The 20,919-nt window shown below is 36.3% G+C and carries 23 protein-coding genes; 14 read left to right on the forward strand and 9 right to left on the reverse strand.

Going from position 1 to position 20,919, the window contains the following annotated elements; genetic code table 11:
- The 3 genes from ESZ36_RS20600 to ESZ36_RS20610 all read left to right on the forward strand — a co-directional run.
- A partial coding sequence (locus ESZ36_RS20600) for a sarcosine oxidase subunit gamma (RefSeq protein WP_146791378.1) occupies positions 1–557 on the forward strand: 557 nt, incomplete at its 5' end.
- Between the two features lie 243 nt (positions 558–800).
- On the forward strand, positions 801–1,679 hold the full coding sequence (gene purU, locus ESZ36_RS20605; protein WP_146791380.1) for a formyltetrahydrofolate deformylase: 879 nt from the start codon (positions 801–803) through the stop codon (positions 1,677–1,679).
- 229 nt (positions 1,680–1,908) lie between these two features.
- Complete coding sequence (locus ESZ36_RS20610; RefSeq protein ID WP_146791382.1) at positions 1,909–2,508, forward strand: helix-turn-helix domain-containing protein; 600 nt, start codon at positions 1,909–1,911, stop codon at positions 2,506–2,508.
- A 13-nt stretch (positions 2,509–2,521) separates the two neighbouring features.
- Here ESZ36_RS20610 and ESZ36_RS20615 read toward each other — a convergent pair whose 3' ends face one another.
- Positions 2,522–4,237, reverse strand: a complete 1,716-nt coding sequence (locus ESZ36_RS20615; RefSeq protein WP_146791384.1) for a diguanylate cyclase — start codon at positions 4,235–4,237, stop codon at positions 2,522–2,524.
- A 451-nt stretch (positions 4,238–4,688) separates the two neighbouring features.
- On the opposite strand from ESZ36_RS20615, the gene ESZ36_RS22610 reads away from it, so the two are divergent.
- The 4 genes from ESZ36_RS22610 (at position 4,689) to ESZ36_RS20630 (ending at position 7,047) form a co-directional block, all read left to right on the forward strand.
- The gene (locus tag ESZ36_RS22610; protein WP_170235907.1) at positions 4,689–4,832 is read left to right on the forward strand and encodes a hypothetical protein; all 144 of its coding nucleotides are present in this window, start codon (positions 4,689–4,691) and stop codon (positions 4,830–4,832) included.
- Positions 4,829–5,035, forward strand: a complete 207-nt coding sequence (locus tag ESZ36_RS20620; RefSeq protein ID WP_019028241.1) for a cold-shock protein — start codon at positions 4,829–4,831, stop codon at positions 5,033–5,035. The genes ESZ36_RS22610 and ESZ36_RS20620 overlap by 4 nt, the downstream gene beginning before the upstream one ends.
- A 370-nt stretch (positions 5,036–5,405) precedes the next feature.
- The gene (locus tag ESZ36_RS20625) at positions 5,406–5,735 is read left to right on the forward strand and encodes a VF530 family protein (RefSeq protein WP_146791386.1); all 330 of its coding nucleotides are present in this window, start codon (positions 5,406–5,408) and stop codon (positions 5,733–5,735) included.
- Positions 5,736–6,144: 409 nt separating this feature from the next.
- On the forward strand, positions 6,145–7,047 hold the full coding sequence (locus ESZ36_RS20630; RefSeq protein WP_146791388.1) for a LysR substrate-binding domain-containing protein: 903 nt from the start codon (positions 6,145–6,147) through the stop codon (positions 7,045–7,047).
- Between the two features lie 667 nt (positions 7,048–7,714).
- On the opposite strand, the gene ESZ36_RS20640 is transcribed toward ESZ36_RS20630, so the two are convergent.
- From ESZ36_RS20640 to ESZ36_RS20650, 3 genes are all read right to left on the reverse strand, one after another.
- Complete coding sequence (locus ESZ36_RS20640; RefSeq protein ID WP_146791390.1) at positions 7,715–8,425, reverse strand: pirin family protein; 711 nt, start codon at positions 8,423–8,425, stop codon at positions 7,715–7,717.
- Positions 8,422–9,384 carry a glutathione S-transferase family protein gene (locus ESZ36_RS20645; protein ID WP_146791392.1) on the reverse strand — a complete coding sequence of 321 codons (963 nt, stop codon included), beginning with the start codon at positions 9,382–9,384 and terminating at the stop codon, positions 8,422–8,424. Before ESZ36_RS20645 ends, ESZ36_RS20640 begins: the two co-directional genes overlap by 4 nt.
- Positions 9,385–9,464: 80 nt before the next feature.
- Positions 9,465–9,914: a DoxX family protein gene (locus tag ESZ36_RS20650; RefSeq protein WP_146791394.1), complete on the reverse strand. Its 450-nt coding sequence runs from the start codon at positions 9,912–9,914 to the stop codon at positions 9,465–9,467.
- 1,015 nt (positions 9,915–10,929) lie between these two features.
- On the opposite strand from ESZ36_RS20650, the gene ESZ36_RS20655 reads away from it, so the two are divergent.
- The 6 genes from ESZ36_RS20655 (at position 10,930) to ESZ36_RS20675 (ending at position 15,130) form a co-directional block, all read left to right on the forward strand.
- Positions 10,930–11,556, forward strand: a complete 627-nt coding sequence (locus tag ESZ36_RS20655; protein ID WP_146791396.1) for a LysE family translocator — start codon at positions 10,930–10,932, stop codon at positions 11,554–11,556.
- A gap of 156 nt (positions 11,557–11,712) precedes the next feature.
- The gene (locus ESZ36_RS20660) at positions 11,713–12,147 is read left to right on the forward strand and encodes a hypothetical protein (protein WP_146791398.1); all 435 of its coding nucleotides are present in this window, start codon (positions 11,713–11,715) and stop codon (positions 12,145–12,147) included.
- Between the two features lie 112 nt (positions 12,148–12,259).
- Positions 12,260–12,712 (forward strand): DUF302 domain-containing protein, encoded by a 453-nt coding sequence (locus tag ESZ36_RS20665; RefSeq protein ID WP_146791400.1) that lies wholly within the window; start codon positions 12,260–12,262, stop codon positions 12,710–12,712.
- A 196-nt stretch (positions 12,713–12,908) separates the two neighbouring features.
- Entirely contained in the window at positions 12,909–13,076 is a 168-nt protein-coding gene (locus tag ESZ36_RS22615) for a hypothetical protein (RefSeq protein WP_170235908.1), read from the forward strand.
- A gap of 79 nt (positions 13,077–13,155) precedes the next feature.
- The gene (locus ESZ36_RS20670; protein ID WP_146791402.1) at positions 13,156–14,640 is read left to right on the forward strand and encodes a methyl-accepting chemotaxis protein; all 1,485 of its coding nucleotides are present in this window, start codon (positions 13,156–13,158) and stop codon (positions 14,638–14,640) included.
- Positions 14,641–14,740: 100 nt separating this feature from the next.
- Positions 14,741–15,130 (forward strand): hypothetical protein, encoded by a 390-nt coding sequence (locus ESZ36_RS20675; RefSeq protein WP_146791404.1) that lies wholly within the window; start codon positions 14,741–14,743, stop codon positions 15,128–15,130.
- Between the two features lie 140 nt (positions 15,131–15,270).
- Here the strand turns inward: ESZ36_RS20675 and ESZ36_RS20680 are convergent, their stop codons facing one another.
- The 3 genes from ESZ36_RS20680 to ESZ36_RS20690 are packed head-to-tail and all read right to left on the reverse strand — an operon-like array spanning position 15,271 to position 17,605.
- The gene (locus tag ESZ36_RS20680; protein ID WP_246129186.1) at positions 15,271–15,861 is read right to left on the reverse strand and encodes a Crp/Fnr family transcriptional regulator; all 591 of its coding nucleotides are present in this window, start codon (positions 15,859–15,861) and stop codon (positions 15,271–15,273) included.
- A gap of 37 nt (positions 15,862–15,898) precedes the next feature.
- Positions 15,899–16,774 (reverse strand): DMT family transporter, encoded by an 876-nt coding sequence (locus ESZ36_RS20685; protein ID WP_146791406.1) that lies wholly within the window; start codon positions 16,772–16,774, stop codon positions 15,899–15,901.
- Positions 16,775–16,783: 9 nt separating this feature from the next.
- Entirely contained in the window at positions 16,784–17,605 is an 822-nt protein-coding gene (locus tag ESZ36_RS20690; RefSeq protein ID WP_146791407.1) for an arylamine N-acetyltransferase family protein, read from the reverse strand.
- Between the two features lie 228 nt (positions 17,606–17,833).
- On the opposite strand from ESZ36_RS20690, the gene ESZ36_RS20695 reads away from it, so the two are divergent.
- Positions 17,834–18,475: an NAD(P)-dependent oxidoreductase gene (locus ESZ36_RS20695; RefSeq protein ID WP_146791409.1), complete on the forward strand. Its 642-nt coding sequence runs from the start codon at positions 17,834–17,836 to the stop codon at positions 18,473–18,475.
- 190 nt (positions 18,476–18,665) lie between these two features.
- On the opposite strand, the gene ESZ36_RS20700 is transcribed toward ESZ36_RS20695, so the two are convergent.
- A complete protein-coding gene (locus ESZ36_RS20700; protein ID WP_146791411.1) occupies positions 18,666–19,691 on the reverse strand; it encodes a hypothetical protein in 1,026 nt (341 codons plus the stop codon).
- Complete coding sequence (locus ESZ36_RS20705) at positions 19,684–20,739, reverse strand: lipase family protein (RefSeq protein WP_146791413.1); 1,056 nt, start codon at positions 20,737–20,739, stop codon at positions 19,684–19,686. Before ESZ36_RS20705 ends, ESZ36_RS20700 begins: the two co-directional genes overlap by 8 nt.
- Positions 20,740–20,919: the final 180 nt, after the last annotated feature.

Consider the following 20,919-nt stretch of genomic DNA (forward strand, 5'->3'; position numbering starts at 1 on the left):
CTCAGCTTGACCAATTAATTGGCCAATCAAGCGCTGGTGGCATTATTTTACATGAGCATAAGTTATTGGGTCACCTTAACTTACGTGGCAACTGTGCCGATGCTGAATTTTTAGCGGGTGTGCAAGAAGCTTTAGGGGTCGCATTGCCTATTACGCCATGTAGCAGCGCCAAGAGTGAGCTTGCTCAAATCATGTGGTTAGCGCCAGATGAATGGTTAATTATTGTTGCCTCAGGCAGTGAAGTGGATGTTGAGCAAAAGCTTCGGTCGTATTTAACAGGCCACTTTGCGGTCAGTGATGTCAGTGGCGCGCAAACCCTTATTGAACTGAGCGGCGAGCATGTTATCGACTTGATGAAAAAATCGACCGGTTATGATTTACACCTAGATAGTTTTCCGATTGGCAAAGTGGTTGGTACCACGTTTGCTAAAACGGGCGCACATATCTTGCGCGTGAGTGAAGACAAGTTTCAGCTCGTCGTTCGTCGCAGTTTTTCTGACTACGTGTGGTTATGGATACAACAAGGTAGCCAGGAATACGGCCTGACGATTGTTTAATGATTTTTTAACTTTTTTTTAACGCTTTTTTAGCTTTGGTTAAGCACAGTGTTAACTAAAATCAATCGCCCCTTAACGCAAATTGTTTGTTGTTTCAATGCGCGTTAAGGGTAGCGATCACTCATCATAAAGCCGCTTACGTTTCACTGAATGGTTTGAATGGAACACTATTCAGTGAAAACTACTCAATTAACATTATTCAGTTAACACTAAGCTGTTTTAACTTCAAAAATAGGATCGAACATGTCCGATATCAAACCCGTCTCGCAAACGCATATTATCACCGCAGATTGTCCAAGTAGACCGGGCACGGTTGATGTAGTGACCCGTTTTTTGTGTGAAAAAGGGTTCTATATTAATGAAATTCACTCGTTTGATGATACCGCGGTCAACCGTTTTTTCATCCGCATAGAATTTAGAGCACAGACGGCGACAGACTTTAGCGCAGAAGCATTTAGCCAAGAATTTGAGCAACGCGCCAGTGAATTTGAGATGCAATGGCAATTGGCATCCAGTCCGTATAAATCTAAAGTTGTGATCATGGTATCAAAGCACGATCATTGCTTGAATGACTTATTATACCGTTATCGCACGGGCGATCTAGATATCGACATTCCGGCGATTATCTCTAATCACCCCGATTTAGAAGACTTGGCGAAATGGCATGGTATTCCTTATTACCACCTGCCCATTACGAAGGAAACTAAACCCGAGCAAGAAGCCAAAGTGTGGCAGATAATACAAGAATCTGACGCTGACTTAGTGGTATTAGCGCGTTATATGCAGGTATTATCGAGCGACTTGTGTAAAAAGCTGTCCGGTAAAGCCATTAATATTCACCACTCGTTATTGCCCGGTTTTAAAGGCGCTAGACCTTATTTCCAAGCCTATGATCGCGGCATTAAATTAGTGGGCGCGACTGCGCATTATGTCAGTGATGATCTCGATGAAGGGCCAATCATTAGCCAAGGCGTTGAGACGGTTGATCATGGTTACTATCCTAAGGACTTAGCGGCTAAAGGGCGTGATATAGAATGTTTAACGCTGTCTCGCGCGGTGCGTTGTCATATCGAGCATCGAATATTTATGTACGGGAAAAAGACCGTGGTCTTTTCTAAATAGTGAGTTATTAATTGCCTGCTCTTAGTAGTCACTTCCTAATAGGCATTTTTTATTAACAGTAAACAACGACAACGTTTATTAATTTTATCGTAAATATTGTCGCTGTTTTTTTAAGTATTAACCCTTCATTTGCAAAGACACGTTTGTTTCAAACGTATTAATGTCTCTTGTTCTGCTCACATCGGATACAAAGTTACGTGATGAGCAATAGTGAAAAAAGGACATCTATATGTCAATGACGGTAGCAAAAAGTAAACATGACGTGCGCGCAGTTAGGGCTATTGGTATCGGCGCACAATTAAAGTCGATCCGAATGCGGAATAAGCTCACCCTTAAAGAAGCGGGTAACTTGACTGACTTGGCACCTTCAACCTTATCTAAAATTGAAAATGAACAAATATCGCCAACCTTTACCGTGATGCAGAAGTTAGCAACCGGTTTAAATATCGAATTGCCACAATTATTTACTAAGCCAACAGTGGCTCAAGCTGCAGGGCGCCGAGATGTAACGTTAAAGGACAAAGGTAATTATCATTTAACCTCAACTTATGAGCATGAATTACTTTCTACGCAATTTAGCCATAAAAAAATGATGCCCTACAAGTGCAGAGTTCACGCGCGTAGCTTCGATGATTTCGGTGAGTGGGTACGCCATAGTGGTGAAGAATACATGTTGGTGTTAGAAGGGGAAGTGCAGTTGCTTACTGAATTCTATGAACCAGTGAACTTGGTGGAAGGTGATAGCGTCTATTATGATGCCATGATGGGGCACTTGGTTATTTCGATGAGTGAAGATGATGCACAAATTCTTTGGGTAACCACCAAATAGCTTTGGTTTATAGCTAGCTACAAGCGGCCAGCCCATTTATTAATTTCTTATTTTGTTTATATTTATACATTCGTTGGTCAGCTAGTGATAAACACTCTGATTGATTTAGCGTTTCAAAACTGGTGGCAATACCAAAACTAAGACCAGCCTCACTCCATCCTCTTTGTTTTAGCTCTTTTTCCGTTTGAAGAAGGAGATCAGACAATTGTATTAATATCGATTCAATTTGCTGCGCAGTTTTAATATCGACTACCCAAATAAATTCATCACCACCACAGCGAAAGATAGAACCGAGGCCTTGTAGTTTCTTTTGCATAATATCGGCGGTAGCAATTAGCACTTTATCGCCTTCCTCATGGCCGAGTTTGTCATTAATTTTTTTAAACCCATCAAGATCAATAAAAGTGATGCAGTAGTGTCCTTTTAAACTAGCCAGCTTTTCATTTTGAGCAAAACGATTGCCTATTTGCGTTAATGGGTCAATACGAGAAATAGCATAGCTGCGATGAAATTCTTTTTGTTGAATTTGCAGCCATTCTGATAAAGACAGCAGAATGCACATGCAATCAATAGTTAATGCAATTTGCACAATAACTTCGAGAGAAATATCCCAGTCGATTTTATAGAGGTGAGATAATATATAGCCAGCTAAAGTGAGACCATATACAAGGTTGCCTATTAAGTAATACTTCGCTCTGAAATCCTTTTTCGCGAGCATAAATATACCAGTACCAACACAAAGTGGGATCCATATAGTTGCGATGATATGTGATATTAAGAAGCTCTGCGTAAAGGGAATAAAAGGCATAATAAGGCCTAAAATCAAGCAGACTATTGATAGTAAGTTAAATGTTGAGGCCAATTTAGGGTGTTCTTGCGGACAGTTAAACAGCAATTTAGTGAACTGGCTGGCAGAGGCTATAGCAAAAGGAAAGATAACGATGCCACTATACACAGGATTAAATGCCGACACAGTAAATAGATGGCCAAAGCTTCCTGATGCAGTAAACCAACCTAGGCCTTGTATGCCAATATAACCCGTACAAGCTAAGGTAACTAAATATTTGGTTCTGAGGTAAATAAAGAAAGCGATTAAAGCTAGCGTCATCATTACTGTAAATGAAATTGAGGTGATACTATTGGTAAGGAACTGTTTTCTATAGAACTCTTTTTTACTGTAAAGCTCTACCACAACGGGTGTTGCGAACATTTTCGCTTGAATATAAACCCAAAGCGTGCCGCTTTCTTCCTGGTTTAATGGAAGAGAAAAAGCTTGTGAATGAGCCAGCTTTGGATTTTCACTTCCCATCTGACCAAAGTTTTCTAATGGTATTGCTTCACCATGCTCAGGTTGCCAATAAGCGGTTCCTACATCTAAGTAAACCGCATGAATATTAACAAACCAAGTATCTTTTTTACCCTTAGTATTGGTTAATTTAATTTTTGTAATATAGGCGCCACTCCCGCCAAAGGTAGACGTGACTCTATTGGTGTTTTGGTGCAATTTACTTAATGCTACAAAGCTAGGATTGGTATCAAGGGACTGAGTTTGGAACCAGAGATTATGTTCATTTAATTCAATTTTATTGCGATTATCTAATGCTACGTAGGGTTGTGCATTTATAGAATTGACGAACATTGAAAATAAGAAAAAAACACAGAATATAGAATATTTTGTCATAATGTTAACGTTTTTTAGGGTGCCAATACCTATTTGAGCGTTATGCATAAATTTAAAATATCCTTATAACGAGTTAAGACTACACACTACATATTATGTAAAATAAACAATAATATAACAATAAGATAACTAGAATAATTGATAAAAAAACATAGTATAATATTCAGGATCACGTTTATTATAAGCTTGTGGATAATATTTCGGTATTAAGTGCTTGTCACTAATAAAAGGGGCAGGGATGTTAACTATCTATGGGTTGTCATATATTGTCTAATGAATTATTCCTGTACAGTTAGCTAAGATCACTTCGTTCAATATTTTAGCCACTACTAAATTAACCCGTTGATTGTGCATTAGATATATACAATCTAATCCGAATCAAATGTATCACCTGAATGAGCTATGACCGCTTTGTGGTAAGGTGAGCTTTAGCTTTTAACAATGAATAGTGAAAAATTGTTTACCTGAGTTACTTGTTATTGCGCGAAAGGTGGCTAGTATGAAAAATAAAAAGGTAAGCATCGTTAATCAGCAATACAATTTGCAGCTTAAAGTAGCTGAATTAAATTCAAAATCTGATTTTGTAATGGTGATAGCAAATCAGAATTATATTTTTTCACCAAAAATAAAGAGAACATTATGAGTAAAGGTATAGTTAAGTGGTTTAATGCAGATAAAGGTTTCGGATTTATTACTCCAGAAGACGGAAGTAAAGATTTGTTTGTTCATCATTCAGAAATTCAATCAGGCGGTGAATATGCAACATTGGCTGATGGTCAAGCCGTTGAGTATGAAGTGGGACAAGGACAGAAAGGCCCATGTGCAAATAAAGTTGTTGCTGTTTAAACCGTAGCACATAACAAGTAAGTAAGCGGATGCGTTACACGCACTCACTTACTTATGCGTTATCGATAGAAAAACTAATCCAAATTAGCTTCATCACCTAAATCCCTAATGTCGTCTTTGTGGCAAAAGTGATCCTAAACCGACTACCCCAAGCAGTTTCTTTTTTTGGCAGTAATAGTGGGTGGTGCCAATGTTGACTTAGTGCGCTTAGTGGAAGCTATAACTCATTAATCCTAAAGTTTGCTTCAAGCTCTCTGGGGATATTAGCTTTTCCATAAAGTTCTTGGTGCACTTTTACCTGAGTTAAACGCATAAGTCTGTCAATATTTAGGAAACTTGTTACAATGCTATTTTTGATTTTAGGTAGACTATGAATAAAAGTAATGACCCGCTACACGGCGTGAAACTTGAACAGATTTTAACCGAGCTGGAGAAAAAAATTGGTTGGGATAAGATGGGTGAATTACTTAATATTCGTTGTTTCACCAATAAGCCGCGTCTTAAATCAAGTTTGAAATTTCTGCGTACAACCCCTTGGGCACGCAGTAGAGTTGAAATTCTATACCTAAAAACATTTTGTAGTAAGCATAAAGAAACGGGGAAATTAATCAGGGGGATACTCGCCCAGAATACAGCAGTAGCAAAAACGACTTCCACCAAGCCCGCTCCCTTTGTTTGGCCAACATCGAAAAACAAATAGACTTATGCCACACTGAAGACGTTAGCATTTGAAGAATTTTGTATGTTTTGATCTACAGCGGACATGGCTTAACAATCACATTCCTCTAGCAGTTTCCCGATAGCTGCCGTTGACTTCCATCACTTGATGTTAACTTTAGCCTAAAACTGCAATTTTCATTTAAAAAATCACAACCATTTACAATTGAAATTTGGCCTATGATTTTTGCATGGCGTTAGGTCTCAAATCCCCAAAGCGGACATTGGAATCATTCAAGTTTCAATGCTGTTGTTTGCTCTCTGCATTTGATAAAGCCATTGTATAGATTGCCGCCTTAGTAAATAACCCTCAATTTTAGATTGAAACATTCAAAAAAATTGAACTATAATTTAGAATACTCTTTTAGATATTACTCCTGTAAGGAAGAATCATGTACAGCACACCTTTAACACTTGATGCACTACTTGTTTTAGATGCGATTGAACGTCGTGGTAGTTTTGCTGCAGCCGCAGAGCAGCTAAATAAAGTACCCTCTGCACTTTCTTACGTTGTCCAAAAATTAGAAGAGCAGTTAAGTGTCACCCTTTTTGTCCGTCAAGGTAGACGTTCTGTTTTAACGCCTGCAGGTGTGCATTTACTAGAAGAAGGAAGAAAGATACTTGGTGCGGTAAGTAAAATTACAGAGCAAACGCAAACAATTGCACATGGTTGGGAGCCTAAAATAAAAATAGCGATAGACTCTATAATAGAAACCTCCTTGATATTTACTGTTATTGAAGAATTTTTATCACTGCATCCATCTATTGAAATTGATATTTCTGAGGAAGTAATGAATGGTACTTGGGAAGCACTTATTGATAATGATGTAGATTTAGTTATTGGCGCGGCTGCCCCAATGCCAACGCAACAAGGGTTCCGTTCTATTAAGCTAAAAAGCCAAGAGCATGTTTTAGTTGCTACTAACGGTCATGATATTTTACAACTCTCACACCCTATTAATAAGACTGACTTAAGCCAGTTTAGAACCGTTATCGTCCACGATTCAGTCAAAAAAGAAATACCTCGGTCAACCAATATAATTGAAGAGACCTCTCATTTTTATGTTTCTTCGGTAGAACAAAAAATAGCGGCCATTTTGGTTGGAATAGGTGTCGGTTTTTTACCAACTGATAGAATAAAACATCTCCTTCAATCGGGAAAATTAGTAGAGATCCCTTTTAATGCTACAGCACAAATTTCTGACGCCTTATTAGCATGGAAAATAGTTAACAAGGGCAAGGGCTTGCAAGCATTAAGAACCTTACTTGAAAAAGCTTTTCAGGATCAACCTTAAATTCATATCAATAATACATTTAAGCGTTACAAATACCGCACGAGTGAATTCGGGCCGACAGGTAACGCAATAACGACATAGTTGAGTATAAGGAATATAAACATCCCATTCGATACAGTCAATCTTTAGTGTAAACGAAAAAAACTCCTTATAGCGATGACACCAAACCAATACTCTGATAATTTGACGTTAGTCTGTTATTTTTAAGGCCGATTATGTCTTCATTCTTTTCATTTACAAAAAAACAAACGCTACCCTGCTAGCGCAATGGCAACATTATCCTTTTTTGCTATATTTTTTCCTAATATGTTCATGACTTCACAAAAGTTAATATCAGCTTTTGGCTATCAGTTGCCCTAAAAAACAACCCGTAGCTAACGACAAAAAAGAAGGTATTATTAAGACTAGGTTAGAAGGTCGTTATCGTGGACGACCAATAGATATAGAATTACAATAAAAGGTTGAAGGCATGTTGTCGGATAAAAAATCCTATGACTATATTGAGCACATTTTAGGTTATTCTCGCTCAACAATTTATAAAGTTTCGAAAAAACTACAGTTAAATAATCTGAAACCCTAAATATAACCTAGCCTTTACAGGTTATGCCCGTCATAGGGTACAGATATTTAAGCGAAAAAAATTCCGTTGATGCACAGAGCCCCTATATTATGACTTAGGTGTATCAATCACTAATATTTCACAGTCTTCTAGCGCAATAATTTCCATTGAGGGTGTTTTAGTTACTTCAGCTCCATCGCCTTTATTTAAGGTCACCGCATTGTTTGTTATTATTTCAAATCGACCACTTGAAGCTAACACATACGCTTGGTGTGTAATAGGGTGTTCAAAACGAGAACCTTTAGCAACTTTACCACCATAAATCCTAGCTTCTTGGTGAATGAATAAGGCTTCATTTTTATCTTCAGGATAACCTGATACGAGTAATGACAGGCCATTATTCTTTACTTTACTTGGAAAAGACTTTGTATCCCATCTAGGTTTAACATTATGTTCATTCGGTTCAATCCAAATTTGATAAAGCGTTAAAGGCCCATTTGAACGATTATATTCTGAATGGGTAATTCCTGAACCCGCGCTCATTACCTGTACTTCACCGTTTTTTGTCATACCTTTATTTCCTACACTATCTTCATGTGTTACAGAGCCCGTTCTAACAAAAGTAATGATCTCCATATTTTTGTGAGGATGAGGGGGCATCCCTCTACCTGATGCGACCCAATCATCATTGATAACTCTTAATGCTCCAAATCCCATGCGGTTAGAATTATAGTAATGGGCAAAGCTAAAGTGGTAATTTGCTTTTAACCAACCATAATTTGCTTTACCCAATTCTGCATGTTTATAAAGTTTAATCATAATTTTTCCTTAATAAAAATACTATCGCGCTCATGAGGCAAATCAAATTGAGGCTTTGGACCTTTCGCAACAATTAATGAAGGATTCACTAGTGTATGGCTTGCATAATAATGTGTTTTTATATATTCCATATCGACTGTTTCAGCAATCCCCGGAACTTGGTATAACTCACGTAAATAATGACTGATATGATGAAACTCACTTAACTTGTTTCTATTACATTTGAAATGGCCATGATAAACAGAGTCAAAACGAATAAGAGTAACAAATAAGCGCCAGTCAGCCTCTGTTAAAGTGTCGTCTAATAGGTAACGTTGTGTAGCTAGCGTATTTTCAAGCCAATCTAAGTTCTCAAACAAATCATCAAATGCTGTCTCATAAGCGCTTTGGGTTGTTGCAAAACCACAGCGATAAACACCATTATTAATACTGTTGTATATTTTATCGTTGATATTATCTATATCACTACGAAGCGCTTCAGGATAATAATCATCTGTATTTTGTGTTAAGTCATTAAATGCCGTGTTAAACAGTCTAATTATTTCACTTGATTCATTATTAACAATACTTTGTGTTTTCTTATCCCACAATATAGGAACAGTGACTCGGCCTTCATAAGTTTTATCAGCCTTTAGATAAAGTTGATAAGCATAATCTAAGTTATATAATGGATCGCCTTTATCACCAAAGGTCCAGCCATTTTCTAACATTTCAGGCTCAACCACACTAACACTAATAATATCTTCTAGGCCTTTAAGGTTTCTAAAAATTAAGGTGCGATGTGCCCATGGACAAGCAAGTGAAATATACAAATGATATCTCCCTGCTTCTGGTTGATAAACATTATTACTGTCAGTTGAAATTGTATTTCTAAAGCGACTATCAGGACGTTTGAAGTTTCCTTTTGAATCTTCGTCGTACCATTGCTGAACCCACTTTCCGTTAACGATCAATCCCATGATTTTCTCCTCGATATTGTTACAATTTTCATTGTGAATTGTTAATGCACGACGAGATACGTAGTGCATTTATAGATAGATTACTTGCTTAATTTGTGATCAATCGAGTATTTACCGCCACCTTGAATTAACAAAGCAAGTGTAATGGCCAATAATGACAAGGCAAATTCGTAGCCGTTAGTAGCCATAAATAGACCATTACCGATATGAACACTTAAGATAGCGACAATCATAGTGATAGCTAATACGAAGGCTGAAGGTCTTGTGAGTAGACCAACAATAAGGAATAAACCACCGAAGAATTCAGCGCTACCGGCAAGTAAAGCCATAACGAAACCCGGAGACATACCAATAGAGTCCATCCATTGGCCAGTACCTTCTAAACCGTAACCACCAAACCAAGAAAAAAGTTTTTGCGCACCGTGAGCAGCAAATATAATTCCGGATAATACACGTAAAGGCAACGCAGATAATGTTGCTTCTGTTTTAATAATTTTGTTAAATGTTGATGTGATTTTTGATGTAGTCATAATATTCTCTTAGTTAGTGTTTAAAGTTAGTTTAAAAAATTTTGTTTAAAGCTGTTGAGCGGATTAATTGCTTCCTCTATTTGATGAAGCTATTGTATAGTTTGCTTTTAAAATGAATAACCCCTATATTTTGAACGAATCATTCAAAAATATTGAACAAAAATTTAAAACGTATAATTAGCTGTGTTTTGTTATAGGAATAATAATGTATAGCTCTCCACTAACATTAGAAGCACTCATAGTGCTAGACACGGTAGCTTTGCTACAGCTGGTGATTTTGTTCCTCTTTATATTGGTTATGATCCTAAGTCTAAAGTGAAATACATCAATGTATTTGATCAAGTATTAATAAGGCTAAGAGCAACAGGTCAACTATCAAAAATATTAAAGCGTTACGGTTTCATGATTGGCAAGCGAAGAGTCTCAATTAGTTTAATGATATGTCGGCTTTTGGCTAAATGAAGTCATAAGGTAGTCATTGATGATAATGTCTGCATTGTCGCTGTCATTAGTAAAGCAATAGCTAACGTCAGAAATACGAACAAAATGACCATTATCCCTATGGCACTATGTGCCCCTTTGCGTCTTAGAACTATGAAAGGTTTAAAGCATAAAAGTTATGTTAATTGAATGTCTGCTTTCAGTAATTTAAATCAAGATTAAATATTGATTTTTCAAACTTCACGTTGAGAAATTGGAACGACTTTATTCTCTTCTGTATTGCTGCTTTATCGGAAGAGTTGTAGCTTTAATTTAAAGCATCAATGACTGCTGTGGTGGCAAATCGGACTATTTATTAAGATAAAGTTATGTCTAAATTAGGTCGGTTTTGTGGTATTTAGCGACATTTTAGTGATATTATTTAAGCAATAAATATTGCAAATAAAAACGCTACACATGTGCTAAAAATAAAATACAAAACCTATATAAGGTAACTGTAAGTATTTAAATTAAAATGATTAGTTTGTTTTATTGTAAGTTATTGTTAGGGCGTTAGCATACTCAAGGAGGATTGATGTTCCCCATCGAAGTTTGGATTACATATACATTGGCGTGTTTACTTTTAGTTATTTCGCCAGGACCGGATAATATTTTGGCTATTGGTCGAGGTTTAAGCCAAGGTAAACTTGCAGCATGTTTTTCGGGGGCGGCCTCGGGGACTGGTATTCTATTTCATATACTAACCGCGACATTTGGACTTACGTTGTTAATACAAACTTCAGAGTTAGCTTTTATTACTGTGAAATTAATAGGCGCAGGTTATCTTATTTGGCTAGGTATCAAAGTATTAAGGTCTCGAAGCCTTATAAATTTAGCACCTACTGAAAAACAGCCACTTAGTAGCATATTTGTAACTGGATTCTTATCCGCTGCACTCAACCCGAAACCTGGGATTTTTGTTCTTGCATTTATACCGCAATTTGTGGACCCTGAGCTTGGATCAGTGACTACCCAAATGATTGTTTACGGAGTCTGGTTTGCCTTGTTAACTGCTGTCGGCTTCGCACTTATGGGCATTTTTGCATCACGATTGGCAGGTTGGCTTCATGAAAAACCTAAAATTGTAAATGGGTTAAATATTGGAGCAGGATTAACCTTTATCACATCAGGTTTAGCTATAGCAGTATTAAAGCAGCGTTAGTGTACTAGTATGCCAACAAGAATTTAAATCGGGACTGGTAACAGCTTTTTGGGTTCTGCTGAGCTACACATTTTAGCAAATTATTATCAGCCCTATAAATGGGCGATGGCTGCTTTCGATGTTTAGCAATGTTTTCTATTTAATAAGGAAATTAATATGAATATGATCATCAAATCTACTCTAATTGTAGTTACTGCAATTACTTCAAACTTTAGCCTGGCTAATAATATTTCACCAGACTTCTTACTCAATGAAATCGATATTTCTTATAAAAAATATGTGTACAGTTCTCTTGAAGTAGGCATTTATGCTATGGAATCAGTAATCAGACTACAAGAATCAGATCGCTCTAGTGAACTATTACATAAAACAGGCCCAGCTAGCCTAGCATTATCATATCTTCGTCTAGGGCTTTTATATGAAAAATTAGGTTTGAATAAAGATGCTGATAAAGTGTTTTATAAAGCAGTTACTAGCTATAAATCACAAGTTACTGATAGTGAAAACGTATCATTAATAGAATTAAAAAAATTTGTTGTTGGTATAGATGCAAGTATCGCAGCTAACAAGAACAGCAACAAAGACACGTAACAGTTGGCTACATGTCGCTTCACATTTTAGTAAACAATTTTTTCCTGTTATTAGGGCGTTAGACGTTTATTGATTAATATCAGCAGTCATCAAATAATAAAAAGGAAAAATTATGATTAGAGTTATGAGCTTTGCAATTTTTATCTTAATAGCTTCTTCTTATGTTAGTGCAGAAGAAAGCCTGGTTACACTTGAAAGTGAATACTCAGCCAAAGAAACTGCGGATAGGTTTGAGTCCATAATAAAAAGCAAAGGGTTAACACTATTTGCCAGAATTGATCACAAAAAAAATGCCTCTGGTGTTAATTTAGAACTAAGGGCAACGGAAGTTATTATTTTTGGCAACCCTAAAATTGGTACTCCATTAATGCTGTGTGCTCAAAATGCAGCAATTGATCTTCCTCAAAAAGTTCTAATTACTGAAGATTCAGAACAAAAAGTTTGGCTCTCATATAATAATCCTGCATACATTAAAGTACGTCATGATATTCAGGGTTGCGATAAAGTCATAAATAAAATTACAGCGGTACTTAATAAACTAAGCATTGCCGCAACATCTAAGTAGCCAGCGTATAACAGGCCTTTTAACAAGGGACAAAACAGTTAGTGTTGCTCCAGTATCGATTATTCCAATAACCTCTTCTTAAAATTTTCTCACCGAAAGTACTAGCACTAAAGCCCTAATTCTTTTGGATTAATACTAATTATCGATTGTTAGTCATTACTTTATTAGTGATATTTGATTCACAAAAATAATACTTATGAGTACCTGTGCGATTCCTGATTCAGCCGGTTTTACTAGCACGATCGATGATTTAGTTTCTATTAACGCCCCTAAAACACTTAAAAATGCAATTGAACTGTGCTTAAAGTCTATTACCAAACTGTCAGGTGAGTTTGAGTTATTAGCTTTAAGTAATAAAAAATGACGGTAAATTTATCTATGACCTTAATAACATTGTCATAAACTAAACTTTGGAGTAATAACTTATCAAGATTTTTTCTAACTTGAGTATTAAATTTCGATTGATCGTAATGTCGACCATTCTGGTCAGTATTGTGTTAATTGCAAAAGGAGCTTATGACTATAAAGTTGTAAAGTCCTCTTTATTAGTAGAAGCAAATAGAAGTATTACTCTAGTGTCAGAAAGATTAAAACTGAATTTACCAGCGGCGATATGGATGGATTTATCTGAACAGATACTCAAAATAGCTTCATCTGAATTACAAACCCCTTTTGTTTACGGTATTGAAATAAAAACAGTAGACGGTGAAGTTAAATATACCAAACATAATCATGGCATAAAGGGAGCAGAAATAAAGCAACCTCTGGTACATGATGAATACGACGAAAAAACTATTGTGGGTGATATTATCATTAGCATTAATCAACAAGCGATTAATACAAAAACTCAAGCGGCATTAGTACAAATCATTATCGGTGTGGTGTTAGTGGACGTTTTACTGGTGCTTATCTTATTCATTCTTACTCGTGTCATTGTCACTAACCCGTTAAAAAAAGTTATTCTCGCTGTGACCGATATTGCACATGGTGATGGTGACTTAACTAAAAGGTTAGAAATAAACACTCAAGATGAAATGGGTGAATTAGCGGGACAAATCAATCATTTTTTTGATAAAACTCAGGCAATGATTAATACCATTATCAGCACTGCTCAAGTCATAAGTGATACTTCAAGTGCAGTAAAATCAGATGTAAGTGAGGCTAACACATTATTTGAAAAGCAATATATTGAAATCGACATGTTAGCGACAGCTATCACTGAAATGGCAGCCAGTACAAAAGATATTTCATTAACATCTCAGCAATCATCACAGTCAGCATTTGACGCAAAAGAACAAGCTAATGAAGTTGGTCTAGTGGTCAACAAATCGATGTTATCAGTGAATGAACTTTCTTCTGATTTGGATAATGCCAGCCAAGTGATAAGTGCACTCGCGACAACAGTTGATCAAATGGTAAGTGTTATTGATGTCATTAAAGCCATTGCAGAGCAAACTAATTTATTAGCGCTTAATGCTGCAATTGAAGCGGCGCGAGCCGGAGAGCAAGGACGTGGTTTTGCTGTCGTTGCTGATGAAGTAAGAGCTTTAGCTAGCCGAACTCAACAGAGCACCGAAGAAATTAGTCAAATGATTGCTGAATTACAACAAGGAACGAGCTCAGCTGTAGTGGTTGTACAAAACAGCAAAACCAAAGGAGAAGAGACAACTAAAATGATGCTGCATTCGGTTGAATATATTACAAAAATCATCTCAGCAAGTGATGATATCAGTGATACTTCACTACAAATTTCCACCAGTGTGCAAGAACAAAGTAGTGTGACGTCTTCTTTAGACGTTAATATCAATGGCATTGTCAGTAGTGGCCAAGAAAGTAATGGGCTTATCAATCAAATCAAAGTGAAAGCCAATGAGCTAGACGACCATGTTAATAATTTACAAACATTAACGAGCCAATTCAAAGTTTAACCGTTAAATGTGGTACTTCTTGTAGTACATCACCAGTAAATAGATGACCTGAATAGATTGAAATATTTAAGTCATCTTAGATCAAATTATAGGTTATTTAATGATTTTCATGGAACATGGTTTATTTGAGGTCAAAATTGAAGGCAAGTTATTGCTAGTCGATGCAACAGGGCCTTTTAATAAAGAATTGCTAATACAATATGAAAAGGCTCTAGATACCTGCATCCGCACTTTGGAAGTATCTGAGTGGAATCAAGTCATCACACTTCATCAATTAAGCTTATTTACGCCTGAAGCAGAACAAGTACTAACTAACACGGTGATAAATAGAAGATCAAGAGGGCTGATAGCCTGTGCGATAGTATTGATGAATGTTGAAGGAGAATCATTAATAAAAACTCAAATGAGCCGCTGCTATGACCATGCACGCGTAAAACACAACTACACTGCATCAATTCATGATGCTAATAAATGGTTTTTAACGTTATAAAAGTTGCACTGGAATAAATCTATACCGGTTTACCAATCAAGGTTCATATTTTAGAGTGTTTGAACAGTTTCAATACAAGGCGTTACGAACTATAAAGGAATTAACTTAGTTTTGACTGTAATGGATAGAGCTAGGTAGATTTATTTGAGCTTATTTCGAATACGACTTAGCGCTATTGGGGTAATACCAATATGCGAGGCGATCATTTTAAGCGATATTTTGTTACGTAGTTGTGGGTTCATATCTAAAAAAGTTAAATATCTCTGCTCAGCACTTTGTTGTACAAAAGCAAATTCACGTTCTTCTTTTTTAATGAACATGTTTTCAAGTAAGTGGTTGTACGCGGCCATAAATCCGGGTTGCGATTGCATTTTTTCAAAAAAAACATGCCATTCAAATTCCAAACAAATCACATCATCTAAAGCTTCGATACTAAACAGGGCATCTACATTTCTTGTCATCGCCCGAGTTGACCCACTAATACCGGGTGCAAAAGCGAAAGACTGAGTGAATTCTTTGCCTTCAGCAGAAACACTCATGTAACGAACCATACCTTTGATTAGAAAAAATAACTTAGGCGCGGGTTGTCCTTGAGTAATTAATTGCTGACCTTTTTTATAATGTTTGAGTTTGCCTTTAAGACCAAACTTATCAAAATTAGCTGTATCAATATTCAGGTTGCTACCTGAAAAGAATTGGATAAAGTCTTCCATATGAATTTGCAGGCTCATGTATTTACGCTATCCATTTATTGTGTTCCAAAGGTAATTACTGATGTTTAGGGGAGATCAAATAAAGCGCTAGAAAGGTTAACATTATTCCTGGTACCGCGCTGTATAGTTGAGACATATTTGTTACCCCTTGCGGTATAAGTACAATACTTGGAATTAAATAGGTGAAACCTAAGAGGCGATTAGGACCCACTTTTTTTAATAAATGTTGTTGTAAGAAAAAAGTTGCGATAGTGGTAAATAACGTTAAATATAATAATGCTTTCCAGAACTGATCTTGTTGCCAAGCTATATTATTTAAGTCTCCAAAAAACACTAAAAATGGCAATAAAATTAAGCTACCTAGTAGCATAATATAAAATGCTCCTAACATTGGCTGAACGTCAGTTGCCCACTTTTTGATTAAAATCACGTGTAAAGCTAAACAACAGCAAGCGACTAAAAATATACTATCGCCGAGTCGCCATTCTACCAAGACTAATTTATCTTGTGTAAACGCCACTAATACCCAAATGGCACCTAGTGTGCCAATCAAGAAGCCGGCTATTTGCTTGTTAGGTGTTACGAGTTTAAGACCGATATAAGTTAGTACTACGCTGATTAAAGGCAGCAGGGTATAAATAACCGAAGTACGCATAGCATTGGTGGTTTTTAGTGCCTCAAATAACCCAATAAAGAATAGAACTAAAAATAAACTGATGACGCTATAGCGTAGCAATATTTTGTAGTTCAATTGTTTAATGAATGCTTTCCCTATAAAGGGCATCATCAATAATGTTGCCAATATAAACCTTAATGCTGTACTTGCAATAGGATTAGCATAAGGGAGTAATTGCTCTGAAACGACAAATGAAGATGCCATTAAACTAACCCAAAGCAGTAAAGTAAAATTATCAATTATTGTAGATTTCATCTGCTTTTATCAAACTTTATTATGCGAGGGAATGACAAACTTATTAAATAAAAACTCTGATATAGCAATATCAATATCTAGTTGATAAACATCAATTAATAATTGATGTAATTGCTTGGCACTGGTTATTTTTGTTGTTTGTGTAAGACCATCTCTAACGTGATGAAATTCATTGTTTCGCAGTGATTGAATATCATTGAAGAACTTACGACAAATAACTAAATTATTGACAAAAGCTGCGTTAGGATGCTTATGTGAGTAGAAGTGACCTAACAAACAATCTGATTCGGTATAGTGTTGTAAATCAAAGGTATATAGCGTAAAGAAATCGCCATCCTTAAATACTTGATAACAGTAATCGCCATGAATAATTTTGGTAATACGATATTGAGCATCTCCTTGGTCTTGTATTAAGCCAAGCGCTATTTTTACTGGAAAACGCGCGCCTAAATGCCCAAAGCCAGCATCAACAATATAATCTTCGCCTGCTAACGTAAGTAGCGTCATTCTATGAGTTCTGGCAACTTCGATATCTTGGTTATAAATAACTTTAGACAGCAACAAACGCACATCAAAATCAAGTTCGGATAATACGGTAAATACAAGCTTATTATGCTCAAAACAATAACCGCCACGTCGTCTTTCAACAATTTTAGTAAATAGTGACTCAGAGTCTAGTGGTAATTCTTGTCCTAATAGCACGGCAACATTATTAAAACTATATTGTGCAATATGTTTGCTTTGCAGTTCATTTAGAAAGTCTATATCTAGCGAACTTTTGTTAATCTTTAAGTCGGCTAGATAGGATTGGGCTATTTGGGCGTTGGTCACGTTGTTATTCCTTTACTTAATACGGGTATCAATTAATAAGTGAAGTTTAACCGAGAAAAGCTCGAAGGTAATTAACCTAGGTTTAGTTAAAATAGTTATTTCGTTATTAGGGTCTGTTGATTAATATTATTAAAGCACTAAACCTAGGTTAATGTTGTTATCAAAACTTGTTTGTAGACTGGCTCTATCAAATCGATGACAAGCTCAACTTAATAAAGGGTATTACAAATGAAAATTACAGTTTTTGGTGCAACGGGTAATGTAGGTACTAGGGTCATAACTGAAGCGTTATTACGGGGTCATGAGATCACGGCTGTGTTACGAAATAATGCTCGGGCTAATGAATTTGATGCCTCGGTGAAGGTTGTTATTGGTCATGCGGATAATGTCGATGACATTGTTAAGTGGAGCGATGGACAAGATCTTATCATTAGTGCAACACGCCCACCACAAGGGTTAGAGAGTCAACTAGTCGACACAGCAAAAGCATTGTTATCAGGGCTTGCACAAACCAAAGTACGATTGTTATTGGTGGGAGGCGCAGCCAGTTTAACCGTGCCAAACAGTAACGGTATTCTCGTGGTTGATGATACTGACTTAGTTCCTACTGCTTGGCGAGATATCGCTTTGGCGTGTCTAGCGCAGTACAAGCTTTGTCAAGAAAATGAGTTGGTCGATTGGAGTTATTTAAGTCCTCCTGCTGTCATTGTTCCAGGAAAACGAACCGGAACATTTCGAACAGGAACTGATGAGTTGTTAGTCGATGAGCAAGGAGAATCAACTATTTCACTTGAAGATTTTGCAATCGCTTTGTTAGATGAAGCTGAGCTAGCTAAAAATAAAAGAAAACGCTTTACGGTTGCTTATTGATATTGCTAACTGTAATGCGGAAAACTAATAAAATAACTGTCAGTTAATCAAATATCGATTATGTATGTTACTGAAGTGTCTCAGTAACATACGCGATATCATTCGTTAGATAATATATGGAAACTATTCCAATATATTCGACTATGAATTAATCTGTGTAAATGAAATCCTTGTTCAGTTGGTAACAACCTTAATTCAAATACTCCTTAACCTTTGATACCTGCCTTTTATAATTACTTTGTTTATCTTCAAATAGTTTTAGTAAATCAACGGTAATGAAAACACCTGCTTCATCATCATGTTTTGTCACACCAATAGAATAGTTGTTATCAACATGGAACATTAAACCATGACCTACATCATCAACCGACGCTCTATCTGAATAGAGGGTAACCAAAGAGACACCTAACGGCAGTGAAGAATCCCAATTATTGTAGCCAAACCATTCAACAACTAACGCCTCTTTAAACTGCTCCCCGTCTGTAGCACCATCAACATATTCCAAAACAATAGAAGGGTGCAATGCAAACCATTGCTCACTTGGTGGCGAGACAGGCTCACCTTTTTGATAGTCTTTTCGGTTAATGTAGCTGTTCAAGAGAATATCAATAAATGTCTGTGACCGAGCTTTGGTGTAATAATTTTGCCACTGTTTTGAGTAGAGGTTTAACTGCTTTAATGCATTACCACTTTGTATCGTTTTAATAGGCTCAGCTGGTAAGTTAGCAACTGAAACATAGTTGCTGATCACATCTCTACAATTTGCAGCTTTTATAAAGGTATTCGCACATGCACTTCGATCACCAAATACTGACCGTATGACAGTATTATCTGTTTTTATTGATAATTGATCACTGCCTTTACTCGTTACAGTCTTAACTGGATAATCATTAATAAATGAATTGTTTAATATACTAGGATAGGTAGATAAGTTAGGGACTAATTGTATCAAGGCTGCACTTTCTAATAGTAGCTGTGCTTGCCAATCATTTGATAGCCTAGTTAATTCTTCGAAAGTAGGGCTTTGTTCATGACCGGTATAAAATTGACAAAGTGCTTCACCATATATTTTACCACTTGAGTAGGATCCTTTAAAAATTATTGTTTCACTGGTGTTAAACGATGAGCAATCGTTTTTGTTTTCAGGATTATCTTCAGCGTAGACATTAAAACTAATCAACACCCCGAGTATCAATAACGTTAGTATTTTACTCATCCTTGAGCTCCTTAATATAGTCGGTAAAGGATTTCATCATGTTTATAAATTCTGCTATTCCTTCAAGATCCAATTGTTCTAATTTTTCAACATACTCTTTAATTTTCAGATAATCTCCTTGAATATTTTTAAACTGATTATCGCCAGCTTTTTTCACATCATCAGGTGGGTAAAAATCAAAAAAGGTATTAAAGAAATCATGGCAAACATCAGGATCTTCAATATAACCACCAATGTCATGTGTATTTTTACGGCTGACTTTAGTTGTCATAATTCCTTTGTAATCATATTTAAAGGAATCTGGCGTAAGCCAATTTTTTTTACCATTTGGGTCGAATCGCTTAAATGGCTTTAATGTGAATGGATCAAGTGCATGTCTAATATTATAAAACATCGAAATAAAGCCTTGGTGTCCCGGCTTGACCACAGAATCAAATGGTGAGGGTAATCCTGTAAATGACGTTACTAGTCGGCTAACGTTAGCGAATGCCCAATAGCTAGTGATAGGGAAGGATAGGGTATGTAACTGAGCAGGTAATGGAGAATTATCATTGGTATAAATTTGATTAAACGCATCATGGGCAACGGCTGTACCTAATGAATGACATAATACGTGAATAGGTCGGTGATGGTTTTTATGTATCACCTTCACAATTTCTTCACTGACTTGTGCCCTTACATATTGACCAACTTCAGTTATATATAACACAACGTCTAAGATATGCGTATAAGCAAACTTGTCATCACCCAGCGAACTTTCCAAATCGAGTAAGTTTTGGATAATACTCGGAACATTAACACCAGGTAACTTTGCCTTTAACACATCTGTGATACTGCTTGAATTATCTGCAAGTTGCTTTCTAATTTGTTCAAAATGCTTGTCATAACCAATAGAGACAATATCTACTTTGTCTTCAAACTTAATGTTGCCATATCCCTCATATCGGCCTAGAGCATTATTCGCGGCACTAACAACCTCATTTTTAAATGAATTAGCGGTATGAACGCCCATACCATGAAATAGTATTAAAATTGGTTTTTCACTCATTTTAATCAGTCCTTTGTTGACATAAAAAATGGAGAAACATCTAGGAAGGTAAGCTCAAAAATTTATTCCCTTGCTCAGTCGATAAATATAGTTACCAGATTAAATGTTGTCCAATTACGATACCTATAAAAAGAAAAGATAATTCAACCAAAATATCATCTTACTCGTAACTACCATCGT

Source organism: Colwellia demingiae (assembly GCF_007954275.1).
GTDB classification, from domain to species: domain Bacteria; phylum Pseudomonadota; class Gammaproteobacteria; order Enterobacterales; family Alteromonadaceae; genus Colwellia; species Colwellia demingiae.